16 protein-coding genes and 1 pseudogene are annotated in these 16,738 nt (G+C 73.4%); 11 read left to right on the top strand and 6 right to left on the bottom strand.

The annotated features are described in order from the left end of the window. The 8 genes and pseudogenes from ACIGG8_RS39350 to ACIGG8_RS39315 form a co-directional block, all read left to right on the top strand. A pseudogene (locus ACIGG8_RS39350) lies at positions 1–1,101 on the top strand (hypothetical protein); the annotation flags it as partial. Continuing rightward, on the top strand, positions 1,082–1,627 hold the full coding sequence (locus ACIGG8_RS39345) for a hypothetical protein (RefSeq protein WP_396553398.1): 546 nt from the start codon (positions 1,082–1,084) through the stop codon (positions 1,625–1,627). The pseudogene ACIGG8_RS39350 and the gene ACIGG8_RS39345, both read left to right, overlap by 20 nt. A gap of 142 nt (positions 1,628–1,769) precedes the next feature. Next, complete coding sequence (locus ACIGG8_RS39340; protein ID WP_396553397.1) at positions 1,770–2,471, top strand: hypothetical protein; 702 nt, start codon at positions 1,770–1,772, stop codon at positions 2,469–2,471. Between the two features lie 142 nt (positions 2,472–2,613). Further along, complete coding sequence (locus ACIGG8_RS39335) at positions 2,614–3,642, top strand: phosphotransferase family protein (RefSeq protein ID WP_396553396.1); 1,029 nt, start codon at positions 2,614–2,616, stop codon at positions 3,640–3,642. Positions 3,643–3,645: 3 nt separating this feature from the next. Then, positions 3,646–4,857: an acyl-CoA dehydrogenase family protein gene (locus ACIGG8_RS39330; protein ID WP_396553395.1), complete on the top strand. Its 1,212-nt coding sequence runs from the start codon at positions 3,646–3,648 to the stop codon at positions 4,855–4,857. A gap of 265 nt (positions 4,858–5,122) precedes the next feature. Next, positions 5,123–6,379 (top strand): alpha/beta hydrolase family protein, encoded by a 1,257-nt coding sequence (locus ACIGG8_RS39325; protein ID WP_396553394.1) that lies wholly within the window; start codon positions 5,123–5,125, stop codon positions 6,377–6,379. 471 nt (positions 6,380–6,850) lie between these two features. After that, positions 6,851–8,755, top strand: coding sequence for a putative Ig domain-containing protein (locus ACIGG8_RS39320; RefSeq protein WP_396553393.1), 1,905 nt, complete (start codon positions 6,851–6,853; stop codon positions 8,753–8,755). 143 nt (positions 8,756–8,898) lie between these two features. Further along, entirely contained in the window at positions 8,899–9,345 is a 447-nt protein-coding gene (locus ACIGG8_RS39315) for a hypothetical protein (RefSeq protein ID WP_396553392.1), read from the top strand. A 48-nt stretch (positions 9,346–9,393) separates the two neighbouring features. Here the strand turns inward: ACIGG8_RS39315 and ACIGG8_RS39310 are convergent, their stop codons facing one another. Then, complete coding sequence (locus ACIGG8_RS39310; RefSeq protein ID WP_350524888.1) at positions 9,394–9,807, bottom strand: helix-turn-helix domain-containing protein; 414 nt, start codon at positions 9,805–9,807, stop codon at positions 9,394–9,396. A gap of 84 nt (positions 9,808–9,891) precedes the next feature. Between ACIGG8_RS39310 and ACIGG8_RS39305 the strand changes: the two genes are divergently transcribed. After that, on the top strand, positions 9,892–10,731 hold the full coding sequence (locus ACIGG8_RS39305) for an NAD(P)H-binding protein (protein WP_396553391.1): 840 nt from the start codon (positions 9,892–9,894) through the stop codon (positions 10,729–10,731). Between the two features lie 81 nt (positions 10,732–10,812). On the opposite strand, the gene ACIGG8_RS39300 is transcribed toward ACIGG8_RS39305, so the two are convergent. From ACIGG8_RS39300 to ACIGG8_RS39280, 5 genes are all read right to left on the bottom strand, one after another. Next, positions 10,813–11,370: a hypothetical protein gene (locus tag ACIGG8_RS39300; RefSeq protein ID WP_396553390.1), complete on the bottom strand. Its 558-nt coding sequence runs from the start codon at positions 11,368–11,370 to the stop codon at positions 10,813–10,815. Positions 11,371–11,592: 222 nt separating this feature from the next. After that, on the bottom strand, positions 11,593–12,603 hold the full coding sequence (locus ACIGG8_RS39295; protein WP_396553389.1) for an ADP-ribosylglycohydrolase family protein: 1,011 nt from the start codon (positions 12,601–12,603) through the stop codon (positions 11,593–11,595). A gap of 83 nt (positions 12,604–12,686) precedes the next feature. Next, complete coding sequence (locus ACIGG8_RS39290; protein ID WP_396553388.1) at positions 12,687–13,658, bottom strand: NADPH:quinone oxidoreductase family protein; 972 nt, start codon at positions 13,656–13,658, stop codon at positions 12,687–12,689. Continuing rightward, positions 13,655–14,467 carry an SDR family oxidoreductase gene (locus ACIGG8_RS39285; RefSeq protein ID WP_396553387.1) on the bottom strand — a complete coding sequence of 271 codons (813 nt, stop codon included), beginning with the start codon at positions 14,465–14,467 and terminating at the stop codon, positions 13,655–13,657. Before ACIGG8_RS39285 ends, ACIGG8_RS39290 begins: the two co-directional genes overlap by 4 nt. Next, positions 14,464–15,222 (bottom strand): SDR family oxidoreductase, encoded by a 759-nt coding sequence (locus ACIGG8_RS39280; protein WP_396553386.1) that lies wholly within the window; start codon positions 15,220–15,222, stop codon positions 14,464–14,466. Before ACIGG8_RS39280 ends, ACIGG8_RS39285 begins: the two co-directional genes overlap by 4 nt. A gap of 277 nt (positions 15,223–15,499) precedes the next feature. Here ACIGG8_RS39280 and ACIGG8_RS39275 point away from each other — a divergent pair, with 277 nt between their 5' ends. Together ACIGG8_RS39275 and ACIGG8_RS39270 are read left to right on the top strand one after the other, a co-directional pair. Next, a complete protein-coding gene (locus ACIGG8_RS39275) occupies positions 15,500–16,126 on the top strand; it encodes a TetR/AcrR family transcriptional regulator (RefSeq protein WP_396553385.1) in 627 nt (208 codons plus the stop codon). A gap of 331 nt (positions 16,127–16,457) precedes the next feature. After that, positions 16,458–16,721, top strand: coding sequence for an ABC transporter permease (locus ACIGG8_RS39270; protein WP_350524880.1), 264 nt, complete (start codon positions 16,458–16,460; stop codon positions 16,719–16,721). Positions 16,722–16,738: the final 17 nt, after the last annotated feature.

Here is a 16,738-nt window from a genome sequence, read left to right as displayed (position 1 = left end):
GGTGCCGTGTTCGGTGCGGTCGAGGCGATCGCCGTGGACGTCGCCGTGGCTCAGCCGATCCGGGTGGAGTTCTTCGGTGACGGCGGCTACAGCCTGACCGAGGCCGCCGACTCGGCCGAGACCGGCGGCATCATGGGTGCGGCCGGCGGCGGGCTCGGCGCCGGCGGCCGCGTCGTCGTCAACGCCGCCGAGCGCGCCGAGAGCGCGTCCGTCGTCCTCGCCGGCCTGGCCAAGGCCGCCAACGCCGCCGACACCGTCCCCGGCCGCATGGTCACCGGTGCCGGCCTCACCTACGGCTACGACGCCGCGTTCAAGACCGGGCCCGTCATGCCCCTGGACCTCGTCCTCGGCGCCGTCGGCGGCGCTGCCGGACCTCGGGGCTCCGCCAGGCGACCTGACGTGCCTGCGCCGACCGAGCCGCAGGCAATCGGCGGGGTGCGTCCGGGCACCTCGGGCGCGAACCTGACCCCGGACCGCGTTCCTCCGGGATCGGAGGGCCTCCCCTCCGGGGATCTCAGAGCGGAGTACGCCGCACGGAGCGACCCCGAGGCTCTGCCGAAGTACGAGCAGATCCGCACGATGACGGACGACGTTCCCCGGATCGCCGAGAACTTGGAGATCGAAGAGGGCATCGTAGCCAAGGCCAAGGAACACCTATTCCTGACCAAGCACAAGGTGCAGTTCGGTCCCAACAAGTCAGTGGAGGGTGAATACTTCAACGCCCACAACGAGCTGGCCACCTACTGGCTTCGCGCCCGGAACTGGAACGTCTCGGAGTCGACCGCCGGAATCGTCCGCGGCATCATCGCCCACGAATACGTCGAAAGTGTCCTCATGGAGGCCGGTGTACCGTACCGCTCGGAGGATCCAAGCGCATGGGTGGGTGACTACACTCCTCACCCGGGCAATGTCGGTGCACACGAGTTGGCCCCGGAATCCGGGAGCAGCTTCGCCCACACGCTCGACGGCACGCTGAAGCACTGGAGGGGGCTCGGGATCGAGCCGCCGGATGTGCCGATCGCGAAAGACCTCTCGAATATCGACCTGCTGGCCCGATCAGCCCTGGAGTGGTGGCACACGCATGCGCAAGAGTCTCACTGACGCAATGATGGATCGTCTGACGGACATCAAGTGGACCAACCTGGAAGGCCGCAATGCGCATGTGGCCTCCCGGTCCCGACTGATGGTCGAGTACCTTCGACGGGCCTCGCTCTGGGCCGAGGTGCTGGGTGGTCCGCCGAGGTGGCCCATCTACGACATCGCCGGGGCCCTCGCCCCGGACGTCCGGGTGGACCCGGAACTGGCTGAGCTGCTTGAGGACTTCCTCATCGCACACGTCGGTGGCATTGAGACCGAGAACGCCTGCCGTGCGGCCGTGCGGTGGGCGACGCTGCTGGACACTCCGGGGCAGCGACTTCCCGATCTGCCGGATCCTTTCGAGCCTCTCCTCCTCGTCTACGAGCGTGGCGGGGAGGTCATCGCGGACGAGAGCCGGGCCTTCAACTTCGGCGGCCGATCCGTGCGGATCAAGCCGTGGCGCGAGCACCTTTCCGCCGAGCCTGCCGTCGCCCTCGATCCCGCCACCCTGGATGCCCTGGACGTCGCGGCAAGCGGCGGGCGAGCGTGAACTACCACCGGTGATCGGGCCAGGAGTCCATTCAGACGACCCCCTGAGCCGTGCGGCTTGGGGGGTCGTGGCATTGACAGGGGCCTCCCGCGGCTGAATGCCAAGCAAGCGCTTAGTCAACCCGAGGCCGAGGAGTCGCCCGATGTCCCCTGCCTCGCCGCCCGGGCCGGGGGTGGACTTGGTGCGGTTGCGCGCCCACCTCGACGGGAGCCGCACGGGGGTCGCGGCGGGCCGACGACCTCATCACGCGAGTGAGAAGATCGACTGGCCCAATCAGTTCTGGAATGGTGGCATGCGAATGTCGAAAAGTCTCACTGACGCAATGATGGAACGCTTGATGGGCATCAAGTGGACCAATCAAGCTGGTTACAACGCGCATGCCGGATCCCGCTCCCGACTGATGGTCGAGTACCTTCGCCGGGCCTCGCTCTGGGCCGAGGTGCTGGGCGGTCCGCCGAAGTGGCCCATCTTCGACATCGCCGGAGCGCTCGCCCCGGAGATCCAGGTGGACCCCGAGGTGGCCGAGCGACTTGAGGAGTTCCTCGTGGCGCACGTCGGTGGCATCTCGACCGAGAACGCCTGCCGTGCGGCCGTACGGTGGGCAACTCTGCAGGACACGCCGGGGGTGCGGCTCCCGGACCTGCCGGATCCGTTCGAGCCCTTGATCATTCTGTACGAGCGGGGCGGGGAGGTCATCGCCGACGAGAGCTGGGCGTTCACCTTCGCGGCTGTGCGAGTGCAGATCAAGCCGTGGCGCGAGCACCTTTCCGCCGAGCCTGCCGTCGCCCTCGATCCCGCCACCCTGGATGCCCTGGACGCCGCGGCAAGCGGCGGGCGAGCGTGAACCACCACCGGTGATCGGGCCAGGAGCCCATTCGGACGACCCCCTGAGCCGTGTGGCTCGGGGGGTCGTGGCATTGACAGGGGCCTCCTGCGGCTGAATGCTAAGCAAGCGCTTAGTCAACCCGAGACCAAGGAGTCGCCCGATGTCCGAGACCCCTGCCTCGCCGCCCGGGGTGGACCTGGTGCGGTTGCGCGCCCGCCTCGACCGGGAGCTGCCCGGGGCAGTCCGGGGGTCGCTGCGGGCCGACCTCATCGAGGGCGGCCGCTCGAACCTCACCTACGTCCTCTCCGACGGCTCCTCCCGCTGGGTGCTGCGCCGCCCGCCACTCGGACACGTCCTCGCCACCGCGCACGACATGGGCCGCGAGTACCGCGTCATGACCGCGCTGCGCGACACCGGCGTCCCGGTGCCGCACACTCTCCTCCTCGATCCGGGCACGGACGTCCTCGGCGCGCCCTGGTACCTCATGGAGTACGTCACCGGCACCGCCCACCGGGATGCCGCCCCGCTGGCCGCCCTCGGCGAGGAGCGGGTGAGCACCCTCGGCCGCCGCCTGGTCGACACCCTCGCCACCCTCCACCGGATCGACCCCGCCGCCGTCGGCCTCGCCGACTTCGGCCACCCCGACGGCTACCTGGAACGCCAGCTGCGCCGCTGGTCCAAGCAGCTCGCCGCCTCCCGCAGCCGCGACCTGCCCGCCCTGGACCGGCTGCACGCCGCGCTCGCCGAGCGGCTGCCGACGTCCCCCGCGCCCGCGCTGGTGCACGGGGACTACCGCCTCGACAACGTCCTCGTCGACGACGGTGACGCCATCGCCGCCGTGCTCGACTGGGAGATGTCCACCCTCGGCGACCCGCTCACCGACGTCGGCCTGCTGGTGATGTACACCGAACTGGCCGGCGTCGGCGGCGGTATCATCCCCTCCGCCATGACCGCCCCCGGCTTCCCGAAGCCCGACGAGATCGTCTCCCGGTACGCCGAGGCGACCGGCCGTCAGGCCGCCGACCTGGACTGGTACGTGGCCTTCGCCTCGTTCAAGCTCGCCGCCGTCGCCGAGGGCATCTTCTTCCGCTTCCAGCAGGGCCGCACCCTCGGCGCGGGCTTCGAGCGGGCGGGCGAGATGGCCCCGATCCTCGCCCGCCACGGCCTGAACACCCTCAAGGAGAACTGACCGATGGACTTCGCCTACGACGCCCGGACGACCGAGCTCCGCGAGCAGCTGCTCGCCTTCATGGACGAGCACGTCCACCCCGCCGAGGCCGTCCTCGCCGCGCAGCTCGCCGACCCGGCCCGCGCGCCGTGGGCCGTGCCGCCGGTCGTCGCGGACCTGCAGGCCGAGGCCCGCAAGCAGGGGCTGTGGAACCTCTTCATGCCGGGTGAGCACGGCGCCGGCCTGACCAACCTGCAGTACGCCCCGCTCGCCGAGATCACCGGCCGCAGCCCGCAGTTGGCCCCGCCCGCGCTCAACTGCGCGGCCCCGGACACCGGCAACATGGAGCTGCTCGCCCAGTTCGGCAGCGCCGAGCAGCGCGAGCGGTGGCTGCGCCCCCTCCTCGACGCCGAGATCCGCTCCGCCTTCGCGATGACCGAGCCCGAGGTGGCGTCCTCGGACGCCACCAACATCGCCACCCGGATCGAGCGGGACGGCGACGAGTACGTGATCAACGGCCGCAAGTGGTACATCACCGGGGCGATGAACCCGGAGTGCAGGCTGCTCATCGTGATGGGCAAGACGGACCCCGACGCCGAGCCGCACCGCCAGCAGAGCATGGTGCTCGTCCCGCGCGACACCCCCGGTGTGACCGTGAAGCGTGGCATGACGGTCTTCGGCTACGACGACGCCGACCACGGCGGCCACGCCGAGGTGCTGTTCGAGGACGTCCGCGTCCCGGCGGCCGACCTGATCGGCGAGGAGGGGACGGGCTTCGCCATCGCCCAGGCCCGGCTGGGGCCGGGACGGATCCACCACTGCATGCGGGCCATCGGCATCGCCGAGCGGGCGCTGGAGCTGATGTGCCGCCGCGCCACCGAGCGGGTCGCCTTCGGCAAGCCGCTCGCCGAGCAGGGCGTGGTGCAGGACTGGATCGCCGAATCGCGCGTGCGGATCGAGCAGTTGCGGCTCCTCGTCCTCAAGACCGCCTGGCTGATGGACACCGTCGGCAACCGGGGCGCGCACACCGAGATCCAGGCGATCAAGATCGCCACCCCGCGCACCGTCGAGTGGATCCTCGACAAGGCCGTCCAGGCCCACGGCGCCGCCGGCGTCAGCCAGGACACCCCGCTCGCCCAGCTCTGGGCCGGCAACCGCACCCTGCGGCTCGCCGACGGCCCGGACGAGGTCCACAAGCGCTCACTGGCCCGCCGGGAGCTGAAGCGGTACCGCTGAGGGGGTCCCGAGCCGGCCCGGAGGGGCGCGGCGGCGGGTTGGGCGGTGGTCGCTCCGCCCGCCACCCGTTGCCTCGGCGGATGGTGATCGGCCCCGGTGCGGACGGGTGCCCGTAGGGGTGCGTCATGTGGCGTCATACCGTGGTACCCAGGGGTGAGTTGGCACTTCGGTATGACGGCTGCGGACCGTTCCCGCCCGTAGTGTCCTGCGTGTTCGATCGATCGAGGGCGCGGAGGGACGGATCATGGGCAGTGGGGGACGGGCCTTGGCAGCGGTCCTGCTGGCGGCGACGGCGGTGCTGGGCACCGTCGGCGCCCCCGCGGCGGTGGCGGCGGGTGCGGAGGGCGGGGACGCCGGGCAGCGGGCGCGGGCGTGGCTGCCGGAGCCCACCGGGCCGTACCCGATCGGGACGACCGCCGTGCACCTGACCGACGCCGGCCGCGAGGACCCGTGGAAGCCCGGGCAGCGGCGCGAGCTGATGATCAGCCTCTGGTACCCGACCTCCCGCCCGGCCGACCCCGCCGGCCGGGCCCCGTACATGGAGCCCGCCGCCGGGGAGCACTTCGGCGGCGCCGACGGCGTCGGGCTGATCAACTACGGCACCACGCCCGGCAGCACCGACTGGTCCGGCATCCGCACCCATGCCCGCAAGGACGCACCGGCGCTGCCCGGCCGGCGCCCGGTGGTGCTGTACTCGCCCGGCCTCGGCGACCCGCGCACCTGGGGGACGGCCCTCGTCGAGGACCTCGCCTCCCGCGGCTACGTCGTCGTCACCGTCGACCACACCTACGAGGCTTCGGAAGTCGCCTTCCCCAGGGGCGAGTTGGCTACCTCGGTGCTCCCCGGCATGCTCGGGCAGCCGGATCTGGACATCGGCGCCGTGCTGCGGAAGGCCATGGCCGCCCGGGTGGCCGACACCCGCTTCGTCCTGGACGAACTGACCTGCCTCGGCGCCCGCAGGGACCTGCCGAGCGGGCTGGCCGGGGCGCTCGACCTCGACCGGATCGGCATGGTCGGCCATTCGGCCGGCGGCTTCACCGCGCTCCAGACCATGCACGACGACCCGCGGATCGCCGCCGGGATCAACATGGACGGCCAGCTGCACTTCCCCGGCCCGGACGGCCGCACCGGCGTGTTCCTGCCCAGCGTCGCCGAGGACGGCCTGGACCGGCCCTTCCTGCTGATGGGCACCGGGAGCGACGACTCCGGGACCTACCGCCGGCAGCCCGGCTGGAACGCCCTGTGGCAGCACAGCACCGGGTGGCACGCCGACGTCACCCTCACCGGGTCGAGGCACGGCTCGTACACCGACGCCCAGACCCTGCTGCCGCAGCTCGCCCGGCAGGGCGCCCTCGGCGCGGAGCAGCTGCGCAACGACGTCGGTGACGTCCGCCCCGGCCGAGCCGAGCTCGCCACCCGCTCGTACGTCGCCTCCTTCTTCGACCGCTGGCTGCGCGGCCACGACGACCACCTGCTGGACGGGCCTTCGCCGCGGTTCCCGGAGATGACGTACGAGCGGTAGGGCCGCGGGGCGGGGCTGCAGAGGGGTGGGGGCCCCGGTCGGGTCGGGGCGCGGCGGCGGGGCCCGCCCGACGTGTCAGCGGCTGAGCCCGACGGTGTGGCGGCTGCGGGCCTGACGGTGCCTCGGCCCGCCGGAGTGGTCAGTGGAATCCGAATAAACCCTCATTCCGAGCAGCATTCAGTGAATGGTTACGCGCGTCGACTCCTTTTCATCGATTCCGCTTGACCTGCTTCGACGCGTTTCTTAATCAGCCCTTACCCTTCCCTGTTGACCGGTGTTCATCAGCTCTGCTTTCCTTCATGCCCAGCAGGCGGCAAGGGGCCGACGGGACGTCAATTCCGGGTGTGCGGAGAAATTCCGACCGGACGCGACTTCCCGCGGAACCCGCCGTCCGCCCCCTTCCCCACAAAGGGATCGCCCGGGGCTCCCTCACGGCCCCGGACGATCGGCAGAAGAGAGGCACCCTCACCCATGGGTCACTCCCCAAGGACCGGACGCGCGAAGTACGCGGCGCTCACCGGCATCGCGTCGCTCGCGCTCGCCGTCGCCGGCCTGGCCGGCGCCGGTCCGGCCTCCGCGCAGGACATCTCCAGCTCGCAGGGAAGTACTGGCAGCACCACCAACGAGTTCAACCCCTGGAGCCCGCAGAACGGCCACCCGTACCGGCACGGCGCGGTGCCCGGCATGTCCCAGCACGAGAACTACAAGAAGTGGCTCGACGCCCACAACCAGGCCGCGGCGACCGGTCAGCAGACCCTGTCCTACGGCGGCGGCGTCGACGGCATCGGCGTGCAGAGCGGGCACTCCAAGGTCTACCTGGTGTTCTACGGCAACCAGTGGGGCACCCAGAGCACCGACGCCAACGGCAACGCCAAGTTCTCCGGCGACTCGGCCGGTGCGGCCGGTGCCACCCAGCAGATGTTCAAGGGCATCGGCACCAACGGCGAGACCTGGTCGGCCGACCTCACCCAGTGGTGCGACGGCCCCAACGTCGCCACCGGCGCCGTGAGCTGCCCCTCCAACGCCAACTTCATCCCGTACCAGAGCGGCGGCGTGCTGTCCGGCGTCTGGTACGACAACGCGGCCGCCTCGCCGAGCCAGGCCACCGGCAACCAGCTCGCCCAGGAGGCGGTCAAGGCCGCCGGCCACTTCGGCAACACCACCGCCGCCGCCAACCGGGACGCGTACTACATCGTCCTGTCGCCGCACGGCACCAACCCGGACGACTACCAGAACCCCTCCACCGGGTACTGCGCCTGGCACGACTGGAACGGCGACACCACCCTCACCGGCGGTGCGGCGAGCTCGCCCTACGGCGACATCGCCTTCTCCAACCAGCCGTACAACATCGACGCGGGCGCCAACTGCGGTGTCGGCTTCGTCAACTCGCCCGGCACGCTGGACGGCTGGACGATGACCCTCGGCCACGAGTGGCACGAGATGATGTCCGACCAGAACCCGGCCGGCGGCTGGACCAACCACGTCTCGGGCAGCAGCTACAACGGCCAGGAGAACTCCGACGAGTGCGCCTGGATCCGGCCCGGCAGCACCGGCGGCGCCGCCAACATCTCCTTCGGCTCCTTCGGCAGCTACGCCGAGCAGGCCAGCTGGTCGAACGACACCAACTCCTGCGCGATCTCGCACGCCATCCTGACCCACGGCAACACGGTCACCGTCACCAACCCGGGCAGCCAGTCCGGCACCGTCGGCACCGCGGCGAGCCTGCAGATCAGCGCCACCGACTCGGCCACCGGCCAGACCCTGAGCTACTCGGCCACCGGCCTGCCGGCCGGCCTGTCGATCAACTCCTCGACCGGCCTGATCTCCGGCACCCCGACCGCCGCCGGCACCTCCAGCGTCACGGTCACCGCGACCGACACCACCGGCGCCACCGGCAGCACCAGCTTCTCCTGGACCGAGTCCACCACGGGCGGCGGCGGCAACGCCGTCACCAACGGCACCTTCGAGACCGGCAACCTGACCGGCTGGACGGCCGCCGGCTCGACCTCCGCCCCGGCCTCCGCCGCCCACAGCGGCAGCTTCGGCGCCATGGTCGGCTCCACCAGCCCGACCGGGGACTCCTCGATCGCCCAGACCTTCACCGCGCCGACCGGCTCCAGCAAGCTGTCCTTCTGGTACAGCAACACCTGTGACGACACCGTCACCTACGACTGGGCCACCGCCACCCTGAAGGACAACACCACCGGCACCACCGCCACGGTCCTCGCCAAGACCTGCACCACCACCGGCACCTGGACCAACAAGACGGCGACCGTCACCCCCGGCCACTCCTACACCCTCACCCTGAGCAACCACGACGACAACTACCCGGGTGACCCGACCTACACCTACTACGACGACGTGACCGTCTCCTGACGATCGCAGCGCCGAACGCACCGGGGTGGGCCCAGCGCCCGCCCCGGTGTCGTATTCCACAGCCGTTTTTCATCGGGGGGGATCCGAATCGGCGGCTGCTGCGTCAAAACGGCACCGCTTGCACACCGGCAGAAGGAACCACCGTGAACCCGAGAAGACCCGCCGCCCTGGCGCTCGCCGCCGCCCTGCTGACCCTGCTCGCCCTGTCCGGCTGCGCTGCCACGGCCTCGAAGACATCGGCCCCCGGTACGTCCGCCCCGACCCCGGCGGTGCTCGCGGTGGACGAACACGCCGGCGGTTCCACCCTGAAGGCCGCGGTCGGCACGACGCTGACGCTCGCGCTCCACAGCACCTACTGGTCCGCCGCGACCAGCTCCGCCCCCGACGTCGTCGCCCCGACCGGCACGCCGACCACCGCGCCGTCCCCCTCCTGCCGCCCCGGCGGCGGCTGCGGCACCGTCACCACCACCTTCACCGCCCGCGCCCCCGGCACCGCCCACCTCACCGCGACCCGCACCAGCTGCGGCGAGGCCCGCGAATGCCCGCCCGACCAGCGGACCTACGAGGTCACCGTGGAGGTCACCGGCTGAGGCCGGAGGCCGGAGCCTCCCTACCGAGGCCTCCCTGCCGGAGCTCCCCTACCTGATCTCCGAGCCCGGGTTGGCCTCGTCCCAGGCCCGACGGGACCTGACGATCGCGTCGTGGTGGCCGTAGGACCAGTCCGCCATCGCCCGCACCAGGTGGGTCAGGCTGTGGCCGAGCGGGGTCAACTCGTACTCCACCTGCGGCGGGACGGTCGGGTGGACGGTCCGCGAGACCAGGCCGTCGCGCTCCAGGCGGCGCACCGTCAGGGTCAGCATCCGCTGCGAGATCCCCGGCAGAGCGCGCTGCAGCTCGCGGAACCGCCGTACGCCCTGGGCGAGTTCGACGACGGTGAGGACCGACCACTTGTCGCCCAGGCGGTCCAGCAGGTCCCGGATCCCGCAGTCCACGCCGTCCTCGCACCAGACCACCGGGCGGGGGGTGGTTACCGCGGTGTGCCCTGCTGACATGAAAGTGCCTCCTTACGCCGAACGCCCAGGCTATCGAGGATGGGGACGTCGCCGACGGTCGATCATCCCCAGGAGGAACCCATCATGTTGCTCGTCACCGGTGTCACCGGAGGCCTCGGTGCCCTCGTCCTGGAGGGCCTCGCCGGGCGGGAGGGCGTCGTCGCCGGCTCGCGCACCCCCGCCAAGGTGCCGGCCGGCACACCCGCCCGGCTGGTGGACTTCGACCGGCCGGACACCCTGGCGGAGGCCTTCGACGGCGTCCGGACCCTGCTGCTGATCTCGGCCGGAGCCGCCGAGGACGACGTGGTGATCGCCCGGCACGGCGCGGCGATCGAGGCGGCGGAGCGGGCGGGCGTCGAGCACGTCGTCTACACCAGCCTCTCCGGCGACGGCGACCACCTGCCCTACGCCCTCGCCCACCGCTGGACCGAGCGGCGGCTGCGCTCCTCGGCGACCCTGAGCTGGACGGTGCTGCGCAACGGGCTGTACGCCGAACTCCTGGGCGCCATCGCGGCGCCCGGCCCCGACGGGGTGATCACCGCGCCGCTCGGTGACGGGAAGCTGGCGGCGGTGGCGAGGGCGGACCTCGCCGAGGCGGCGGTCGGGGTCGCGCTCGAACCGGGCGCGCACCGCGGCCGGACGTACGAGCTGGTGGGGGAGCGGGCGCTGGGCGGTGCCGAGGTGGCCGCGGCGCTCGGCGCCGAGTACCGGCCCGGCCTGCTGGCCGACGCCCGGACGGCGCTGGCGGCCTCGGACGCCCGGGACTTCCAGGTGCCGATGGTGGTGGGCACCTACTCGGCGATCGCCCACGGCTTCCTCGCCGGTCCGGGCGGTTCGGGCGGGCCGGGCGGGCCGGGCGACCTCGCGGCACTGCTCGGCCGCGAGCCCCGCCCGGCCCTGGAGGTCATCGCCGCCGGTCGGTGAGCAGCCGGTCGCTGAGCAGCCGCTCGGTGAACGGCCGGTCGGTGAGCGGCCGTTCGGCTACGGACCCCCGAACGCGGTCGGTCACGGGCAGAGGCGGTGCGGGGTCGGGGTGCACTCGGGGTCGGGGTCGACCGGGCCGCTGCCGGGGCGGTAGTTGGACCACCACAGCGGGGTGTTGCCGTAGTACACGACCAGGTTGCCGCCGTTCTGGATGGCCAGGTAGGCGCCCGGGTGGCGGCCGGTCCGGCTCTCCCACAGCGGGCGCCAGGCGGCGTCGTACGCGGTGAGGTTGCCGTCGGCCTGGACGTAGAAGTAGGTGCCGACGCCGTAGGTGCCGACGGCCGTCCAGATCGCGACGCCGTTGTGGTACAGCACCACGTGGCCGTCGGTCTGCTGCCACAGCACGGTGCTGCCGTCCGGCGAGGACCAGCTCTGGCCGCGGGTCAGGCCGGCGGTGGCCTGGATGACGGTCTGGTCGGCGTCCGACACGGCGGAGGCAGCGGCGGGCGCGGTCACGGCGGTGTCGGCGACGGGGACGGCGTGGGCGGCCTGGGCGGGCCCGCCCAGCAGTCCGGCCGCGATCAGTGCGGTGCCGAGGACCACACCGGCCCGGAGCGCGAGAGAACGCGGGTTTCGCATGACGGGTCACTCTCCTGGAGTCGCTTCTCAACGTGGCACGTCGGGGAAACGTCGCGACGGTGCGCCGCACCCGTGCGGAGCGCGTCGGCCCGGCCAGTCTTACCGTGCGCGGTACGAACCGTCATCCGTTCGCCACACCTGGGAGGCGGGGTTCCGCTAGGGGTGCCACGGGTGCCACAGCAGCCACCCGTGTCACCCCTCCGGGTACGAATCCTTGGTGTGTCAGCCGATTCCGGTCGCCGTCTCGGCTTCGTCGGCCGCCCCGGCTTCGGTTGCCGCCTTGCCTTCGGCCGCCACCCCGGCTCCGGCCTCGGCCTCCGCCGCCGCGACCCAGTCGGGCAGCGGCTCCCGGCAGGCCAGCCACGTCCGCGGCACGCCACCGAGGCCGGTGCGGGCGGCGACCACGCCGCCGGTGATGGCGCAGGTGGTGTCCACGTCGCCGAGGCCTTCCGCGGTGGTCCACAGCGCGTCGGTCAGGCTGTCCACGTGGTGCGCGGCGGACCACAGGGCGAACGGGACGGTGTCGCTCGCCCGGACCCGCTGCCCGTTGCCGAGCAGGTCGGCGGCCCGCCACGGCTCGGTGGCGGCGGGCAGCTCCGCGGCCCGGCGCAGCCCGTCCCGGACCTCCCCGGCCGGGGTGCGGCCGGCGACCTCGGCCAGCAGTTCCGCGCCGGCGGGCGCGGGACCGGAGCGGCCGCGCGCGGCGAGGGCCGCGGCCAGGGCGACGGCCACCGCCCCGGCGACGCCCTCCGGGTGCGCGTGGGTGACCTCGGCGGACAGTGCCGCCTGCTCCGCCGCCTCGTCGAGGTCCGGGGCGAACCAGGCGCCCAGCGGGGCCACCCGCATCGCGGCGCCGTTGCCGAGGCTGCCCTGGCCGTCGAACAGCTCCCGTGCGGCGGCGCGCCACCGCGTCGGGTCGGCACCGAGCTCCGGCAGCAGCAGGTGCATGCCGTGCCCGTAGCCCCGGCCCGGGTCCGCCCGGTAGGTGGCCGCGAAGGCCTGGGCGAGCCGTTCCTGGTGCACCGCGTCGAAGGCGGTCAGGATCCCGTACACCGACAGTGCCATCGCGGTGTCGTCCGTCCAGTGCCAGGGGCCCTCCTCCGGCGTGCGCCGGGCCCGGATCTGCGTGAACGCCTCCTGGGGCGAGCGGAAGAGGGGGAACCAGCGCTCCCCGAATCCGTCCCCGAGGGCCAGGCCCTCCAGCGAGTCGCGAGCGGCGGAATAGGTCGTCATCCCGGCATCCTGGCAGCGGCGACGGTCCCGCCGCACCCGACTTTCCGGTGGCGGCAGGACCGGGGCGGCGGGACCGGTGGCGGTCAGCCGCCGAGGACGGCGATCCGGCCGGTGCTCAGCCCGTCGGCGACCCGCTGGACGGCGTCCGCCGCACCGGCGAGCGGCACCCGGGCGCTCACCAGCGGCCGCACCGCGCCCTGCTCGGCGAGCTTGGTCAGCTCGTCGTGCGCGGCGCGGACGGCGCGCGGGTCGTGGGTGTTGTAGAGGCCCCAGTGCAGGCCGAGGATGGCGTAGTTCTTCACCAGGGCGTGGTTGAGGGCCGGCGCCGGGATCCGCCCGGCGGCGAAGCCGACGACCACGATCCGGCCCTCGAAGGCGATGCACCGGGTGGAGCCGGTGTAGGCGTCGCCGCCGACCGGGTCGAAGACCACGTCCGCGCCGCGCCCGCCGGTGGCCTCCTTGACCGCGGTGACGAAGTCCTCGGCCGTCCGGTCCACCACCAGGTCGGCGCCGAGGGCCCGGGCCGTCTCCGCCTTGGCCGCGCCGCCGACCACCGCGATCACCCTGGCCCCGGCGGTCCGGCCGAGCTGGACCGCCGCGCTGCCGACGCCGCCGGCCGCGGCGTGCACCAGCAGGGTCTCACCGGCCCGCAGCCGGGCCCGGCGGTGCAGCGCGAACCAGGCGGTCTGGTAGCCGATGTGCAGGGCGGCGGCCTCGGCGTCGTCCAGCGCCTCGGGCGCCGGGAACGCGGCGGCGGCGTCCAGCAGCGCGTACTCGGCGAAGGCGCCGTGCGGCAGCACCGGGTTGCCGATCAGCCGTTCGCCCCGCCTCGGCCCGTCCGCGACCTCGCCGCACAGCTCCACCCCGGGCGTGAACGGCAGCGGCGGGCGGACCTGGTACTGCCCGCGCACCATCAGCGCGTCCGGGAAGTTGACGGCGGCGGCGCGGACCCGGATGAGCAGCTGCCCCGGTCCGGGCACCGGCTGCGGCACGTCCCCGGCGAGCCGCATCACCGCGGCCGGCTCGCCGAGTTCGCCGACCTGCCAGGCCCTCACAGTGCGCCGCCCGCTTCGAGCTCCCGCTGCAGCCGGTTCATCCCGCCGATCCAGCGCTCGGGCTCGGTGGCCCGGACGCGGTAGTACTCGGCCACCTCGGGGTGCGGGAGGATCAGGAAGCGCTCCTCGCGCAGCGCGGCGAGCGTCGTGGCCGCGACGTCCTCGGGCTCCAGGGCGTTCGGGGCGAGCATCAGCTCGCCGAGGGCGCCGGTCGAGGCGAGCATGTCGGTGCGCACGCCCTGCGGGCACAGCGCGTGCACCCGGACGCCCCGGTGGCGGTAGGTCGCGGAGAGCCATTCGGCGAAGGCGAGCGCGCCGTGCTTGCTGACCGCGTACGGCGCGGAGCCCAGGCTGGTGAGCAGCCCGGCGGCGGAGACGGTGGCGAGGAAGCGGCCCGTACCGTGCTCCAGCCAGCGGGGGAGCAGCAGTTCGGCGGCGCGCACGTGCGCCAGCACGTTGACCTCCCAGGCGAGCGTCCAGGCGGAGGCCGGGGCGTCGGCGCCGCCGGACGGGGCGACGCCCGCGTTGGCGCACCAGAGGTCGATCTCGCCGAGGGCCTCCCGGGAGCCCCCGACCAGGGCGGCCAGGCCCTCGGCGGAGGCGGCGTCCCCGGGCAGGGCGGTGCCGCCGCACTCCTGCGCGACGGTGTGGGCGGCCGCGGCGTCCAGGTCGTTGACCACCACCCGGGCCCCGGCCGCCGCGAACGCCCGGGCCAGCGCGGCCCCGATGCCCCGCCCGGCGCCGGTGACCACGACGCCCTGGCCGGCGAACGCCCCGGCCGACGGGTCGGCGAGCGCCCCGGCCGTCACATCCCACCGCCGAGCGTGACCCCGCCGTCGACCACCAGGGTCTGGCCGGTGATCCAGCCGGCGTCCGGGGACAGCAGGAAGGCGACCGCGCCCGCGACGTCCTCCGGCACGCCGAGGCGGCCGAGCGGGTAGGCGGCGGCGACCTGCTCCTCGCGGCCCTCGTACAGGGCCTCGGCGAACTTGGTCTTGACGACGGCGGGCGCGACGGCGTTCACCCGGATGCCCTGCGGGCCCAGCTCGGCGCCGAGTTCGGTGGTGAGCCGGATCAGTGCGGCCTTGCTGACGCCGTACATGCCGATGCCGGCGGAGGCGCGGATGCCCGCGATCGAGGCGACGTTGACGACCGAGCCGCCGTGCTCGCCCATCCACGCGGCGTGCGCGCGGCGGGTCCAGGCCAGCGGGCCGAGCACGTTGACGGCGATGATCTTGGCGGCGGCGGCCTCGTCCGTCTCCAGGACCGGCCCGTAGACCGGGTTGATGCCGGTGTTGTTGACCAGGTGGTCGAGGCGCCCGAAGGCCTCCAGGGTGCGGGCGATCGCCTCCTCCTGGTGTGCCGGGTCGTCGGCCTTGCCCGCGACGGCGATGGCGTTCTCCGGTCCGCCCAGGTCCTGGACGGCCTCGGCCAGCGGCTCGGCGTTGCGGGCGGTGAGGCAGACCTTGGCGCCGCGGTCGACCAGCTCGCGCGCGATGCCGAGGCCGATGCCCCGGCTCGATCCGGTGACGACCGCCACCCGGCCCTTGAAGGAGTGCACCACGGAGCGTCCTGCCTTTCGTGCGAGGATCCGACTACCATCGCTGACTAAGCGCTTGCTCAGCATGGTGTCGGTGCGAGAACCTGTCAACAGCCCGCGAAGCCGCCGAGCGGTCGGCGGAACGGCCCGGCGGCCGGAGCCGGCAGGAGGAGTCGGTGGGACGGCCCGTGGGACGGCCTGGTGGGACCGTCCGCCGGGGCCGTCCGCCGGGGCCGTCCGGCGGGGCCCCACGCGAAAGCCCGTACGAATTCCGGTACGCGTTCTCTGGGAGGATGACGCCATGACCAGCACCCCGATGGCAGACCTCTGGCCGACCCTGCCCGGCGCCGACACCCGCCCCGAAGCGGCGTACCGGCTGCTCCAGGCGGCCGTCGAGTCCTTCGCGGAGCGCGGCTTCCACGCCACCACCACCCGGGACATCGCCACCGCCGCCGGGATGAGCCCGGCCGCGCTGTACATCCACTACCAGTCGAAGGCCGCGCTGCTGGCCGAGATCAGCCAGGCCGGGCACGCCGCCACGCTGGCCCTGGTCCGGGAGGCGGTGTCCGGCGAGGGCGGTCCGGCGGAGCGGATGCGGCGGCTCGTCGAGCAGTTCACCGCCTGGCACGCCCGGGCGCGGACGGTCGGCCGGGTGGTCAACTACGAGCTGCACGCGCTGCCCGAGGACGCCTACGCGGTGGTCGCCGCGCTGCGGCTGGACATCGAGCGCGAGGTCAGCGCGCTGATCGGGCAGGGGGCGACGGCCGGCGACTTCCAGGTCTCGGAGGTGCGCACGGCGGCCCGCGCGGTCACCTCGCTGGGCATCGACGTCTCCCGCTGGTACACCGACCGCTCGACCGAGACGCCGGAGGAACTCGGCCGCCGATACGGCGAGTTGGTGCTGCGGATGCTCGGCGCCCGGACCTGACCGGCCCGGCGTCGCCCCGGCGCCTTGACCTGCCCCGGGGGTGCGCGCAGACTCGTATACGAAGTACGTGTGCCTCGTAGGCGTACAGCGCCGGGGGCACGCGGGGTGACCCCGCGAGCCCCTCCGGCGCACTCCCACCGCAGCCCCCGACGCTGCGGATCGAAGCAGATCACCTCCCGCGGCGACCACGCCCCCGACCGGCGGCGCCGACGGGAGCAACCCCGACCCGGGCCGGCCCGGCCGGGTCGTGCCGTCGCCACGGCGCGGCGGCACGGAGGCGCGCGCTGCGGCGCGGCGCGGCCCGGGTGGTCGGAGAAAGGGAGGTGCAGCGATGCCCTTCCCACAATCGAGTCCGGTCCGGCCCCGCTTCTGGCTGGAGACGGTCCTGGGCGGACTGTCCGGACTGCTGTTCCTGCTCACCCTGGCGTGGCCGGAGTGGATCGAGACGCTCCTCGGCCTCGACCCGGACGCCGGCAGCGGCGCGGCGGAGTGGCTGGTGGTCGCGCTGGCGGCCGCCGTCACCGCCGCCTGTCTGCTCGGCGCGCGGATCGAGTGGCGCCGGGCGCACCCCTCCTCGGCCCGCGCCGCGCGGTGAGCGGGGAGGAGGACCGT

It is taken from the genome of Kitasatospora sp. NPDC085464, assembly GCF_044541955.1.
Lineage (GTDB): Bacteria > Actinomycetota > Actinomycetes > Streptomycetales > Streptomycetaceae > Kitasatospora.
The sequence above is the reverse complement of the archived record's forward strand: the minus strand, read 5'-3'. Positions and strand labels throughout refer to the sequence as shown.

What these genes read in the sequence shown, in the direction of transcription:
- ACIGG8_RS39305 (WP_396553391.1), top strand. Translation starts at nt 9,892, where the DNA reads ATGTTGCTCGTCACCGGTGTCACCGGAGGCCTCGGTGCCCTCGTCCTG.
- ACIGG8_RS39320 (WP_396553393.1), top strand. Translation starts at nt 6,851, where the DNA reads ATGGGTCACTCCCCAAGGACCGGACGCGCGAAGTACGCGGCGCTCACC.
- ACIGG8_RS39345 (WP_396553398.1), top strand. Translation starts at nt 1,082, where the DNA reads ATGCGCAAGAGTCTCACTGACGCAATGATGGATCGTCTGACGGACATC.
- ACIGG8_RS39295 (WP_396553389.1), bottom strand. Translation starts at nt 12,603, where the DNA reads ATGACGACCTATTCCGCCGCTCGCGACTCGCTGGAGGGCCTGGCCCTC.
- ACIGG8_RS39275 (WP_396553385.1), top strand. Translation starts at nt 15,500, where the DNA reads ATGACCAGCACCCCGATGGCAGACCTCTGGCCGACCCTGCCCGGCGCC.
- ACIGG8_RS39310 (WP_350524888.1), bottom strand. Translation starts at nt 9,807, where the DNA reads ATGTCAGCAGGGCACACCGCGGTAACCACCCCCCGCCCGGTGGTCTGG.
- ACIGG8_RS39340 (WP_396553397.1), top strand. Translation starts at nt 1,770, where the DNA reads ATGTCCCCTGCCTCGCCGCCCGGGCCGGGGGTGGACTTGGTGCGGTTG.
- ACIGG8_RS39335 (WP_396553396.1), top strand. Translation starts at nt 2,614, where the DNA reads ATGTCCGAGACCCCTGCCTCGCCGCCCGGGGTGGACCTGGTGCGGTTG.
- ACIGG8_RS39270 (WP_350524880.1), top strand. Translation starts at nt 16,458, where the DNA reads ATGCCCTTCCCACAATCGAGTCCGGTCCGGCCCCGCTTCTGGCTGGAG.
- ACIGG8_RS39330 (WP_396553395.1), top strand. Translation starts at nt 3,646, where the DNA reads ATGGACTTCGCCTACGACGCCCGGACGACCGAGCTCCGCGAGCAGCTG.
- ACIGG8_RS39300 (WP_396553390.1), bottom strand. Translation starts at nt 11,370, where the DNA reads ATGCGAAACCCGCGTTCTCTCGCGCTCCGGGCCGGTGTGGTCCTCGGC.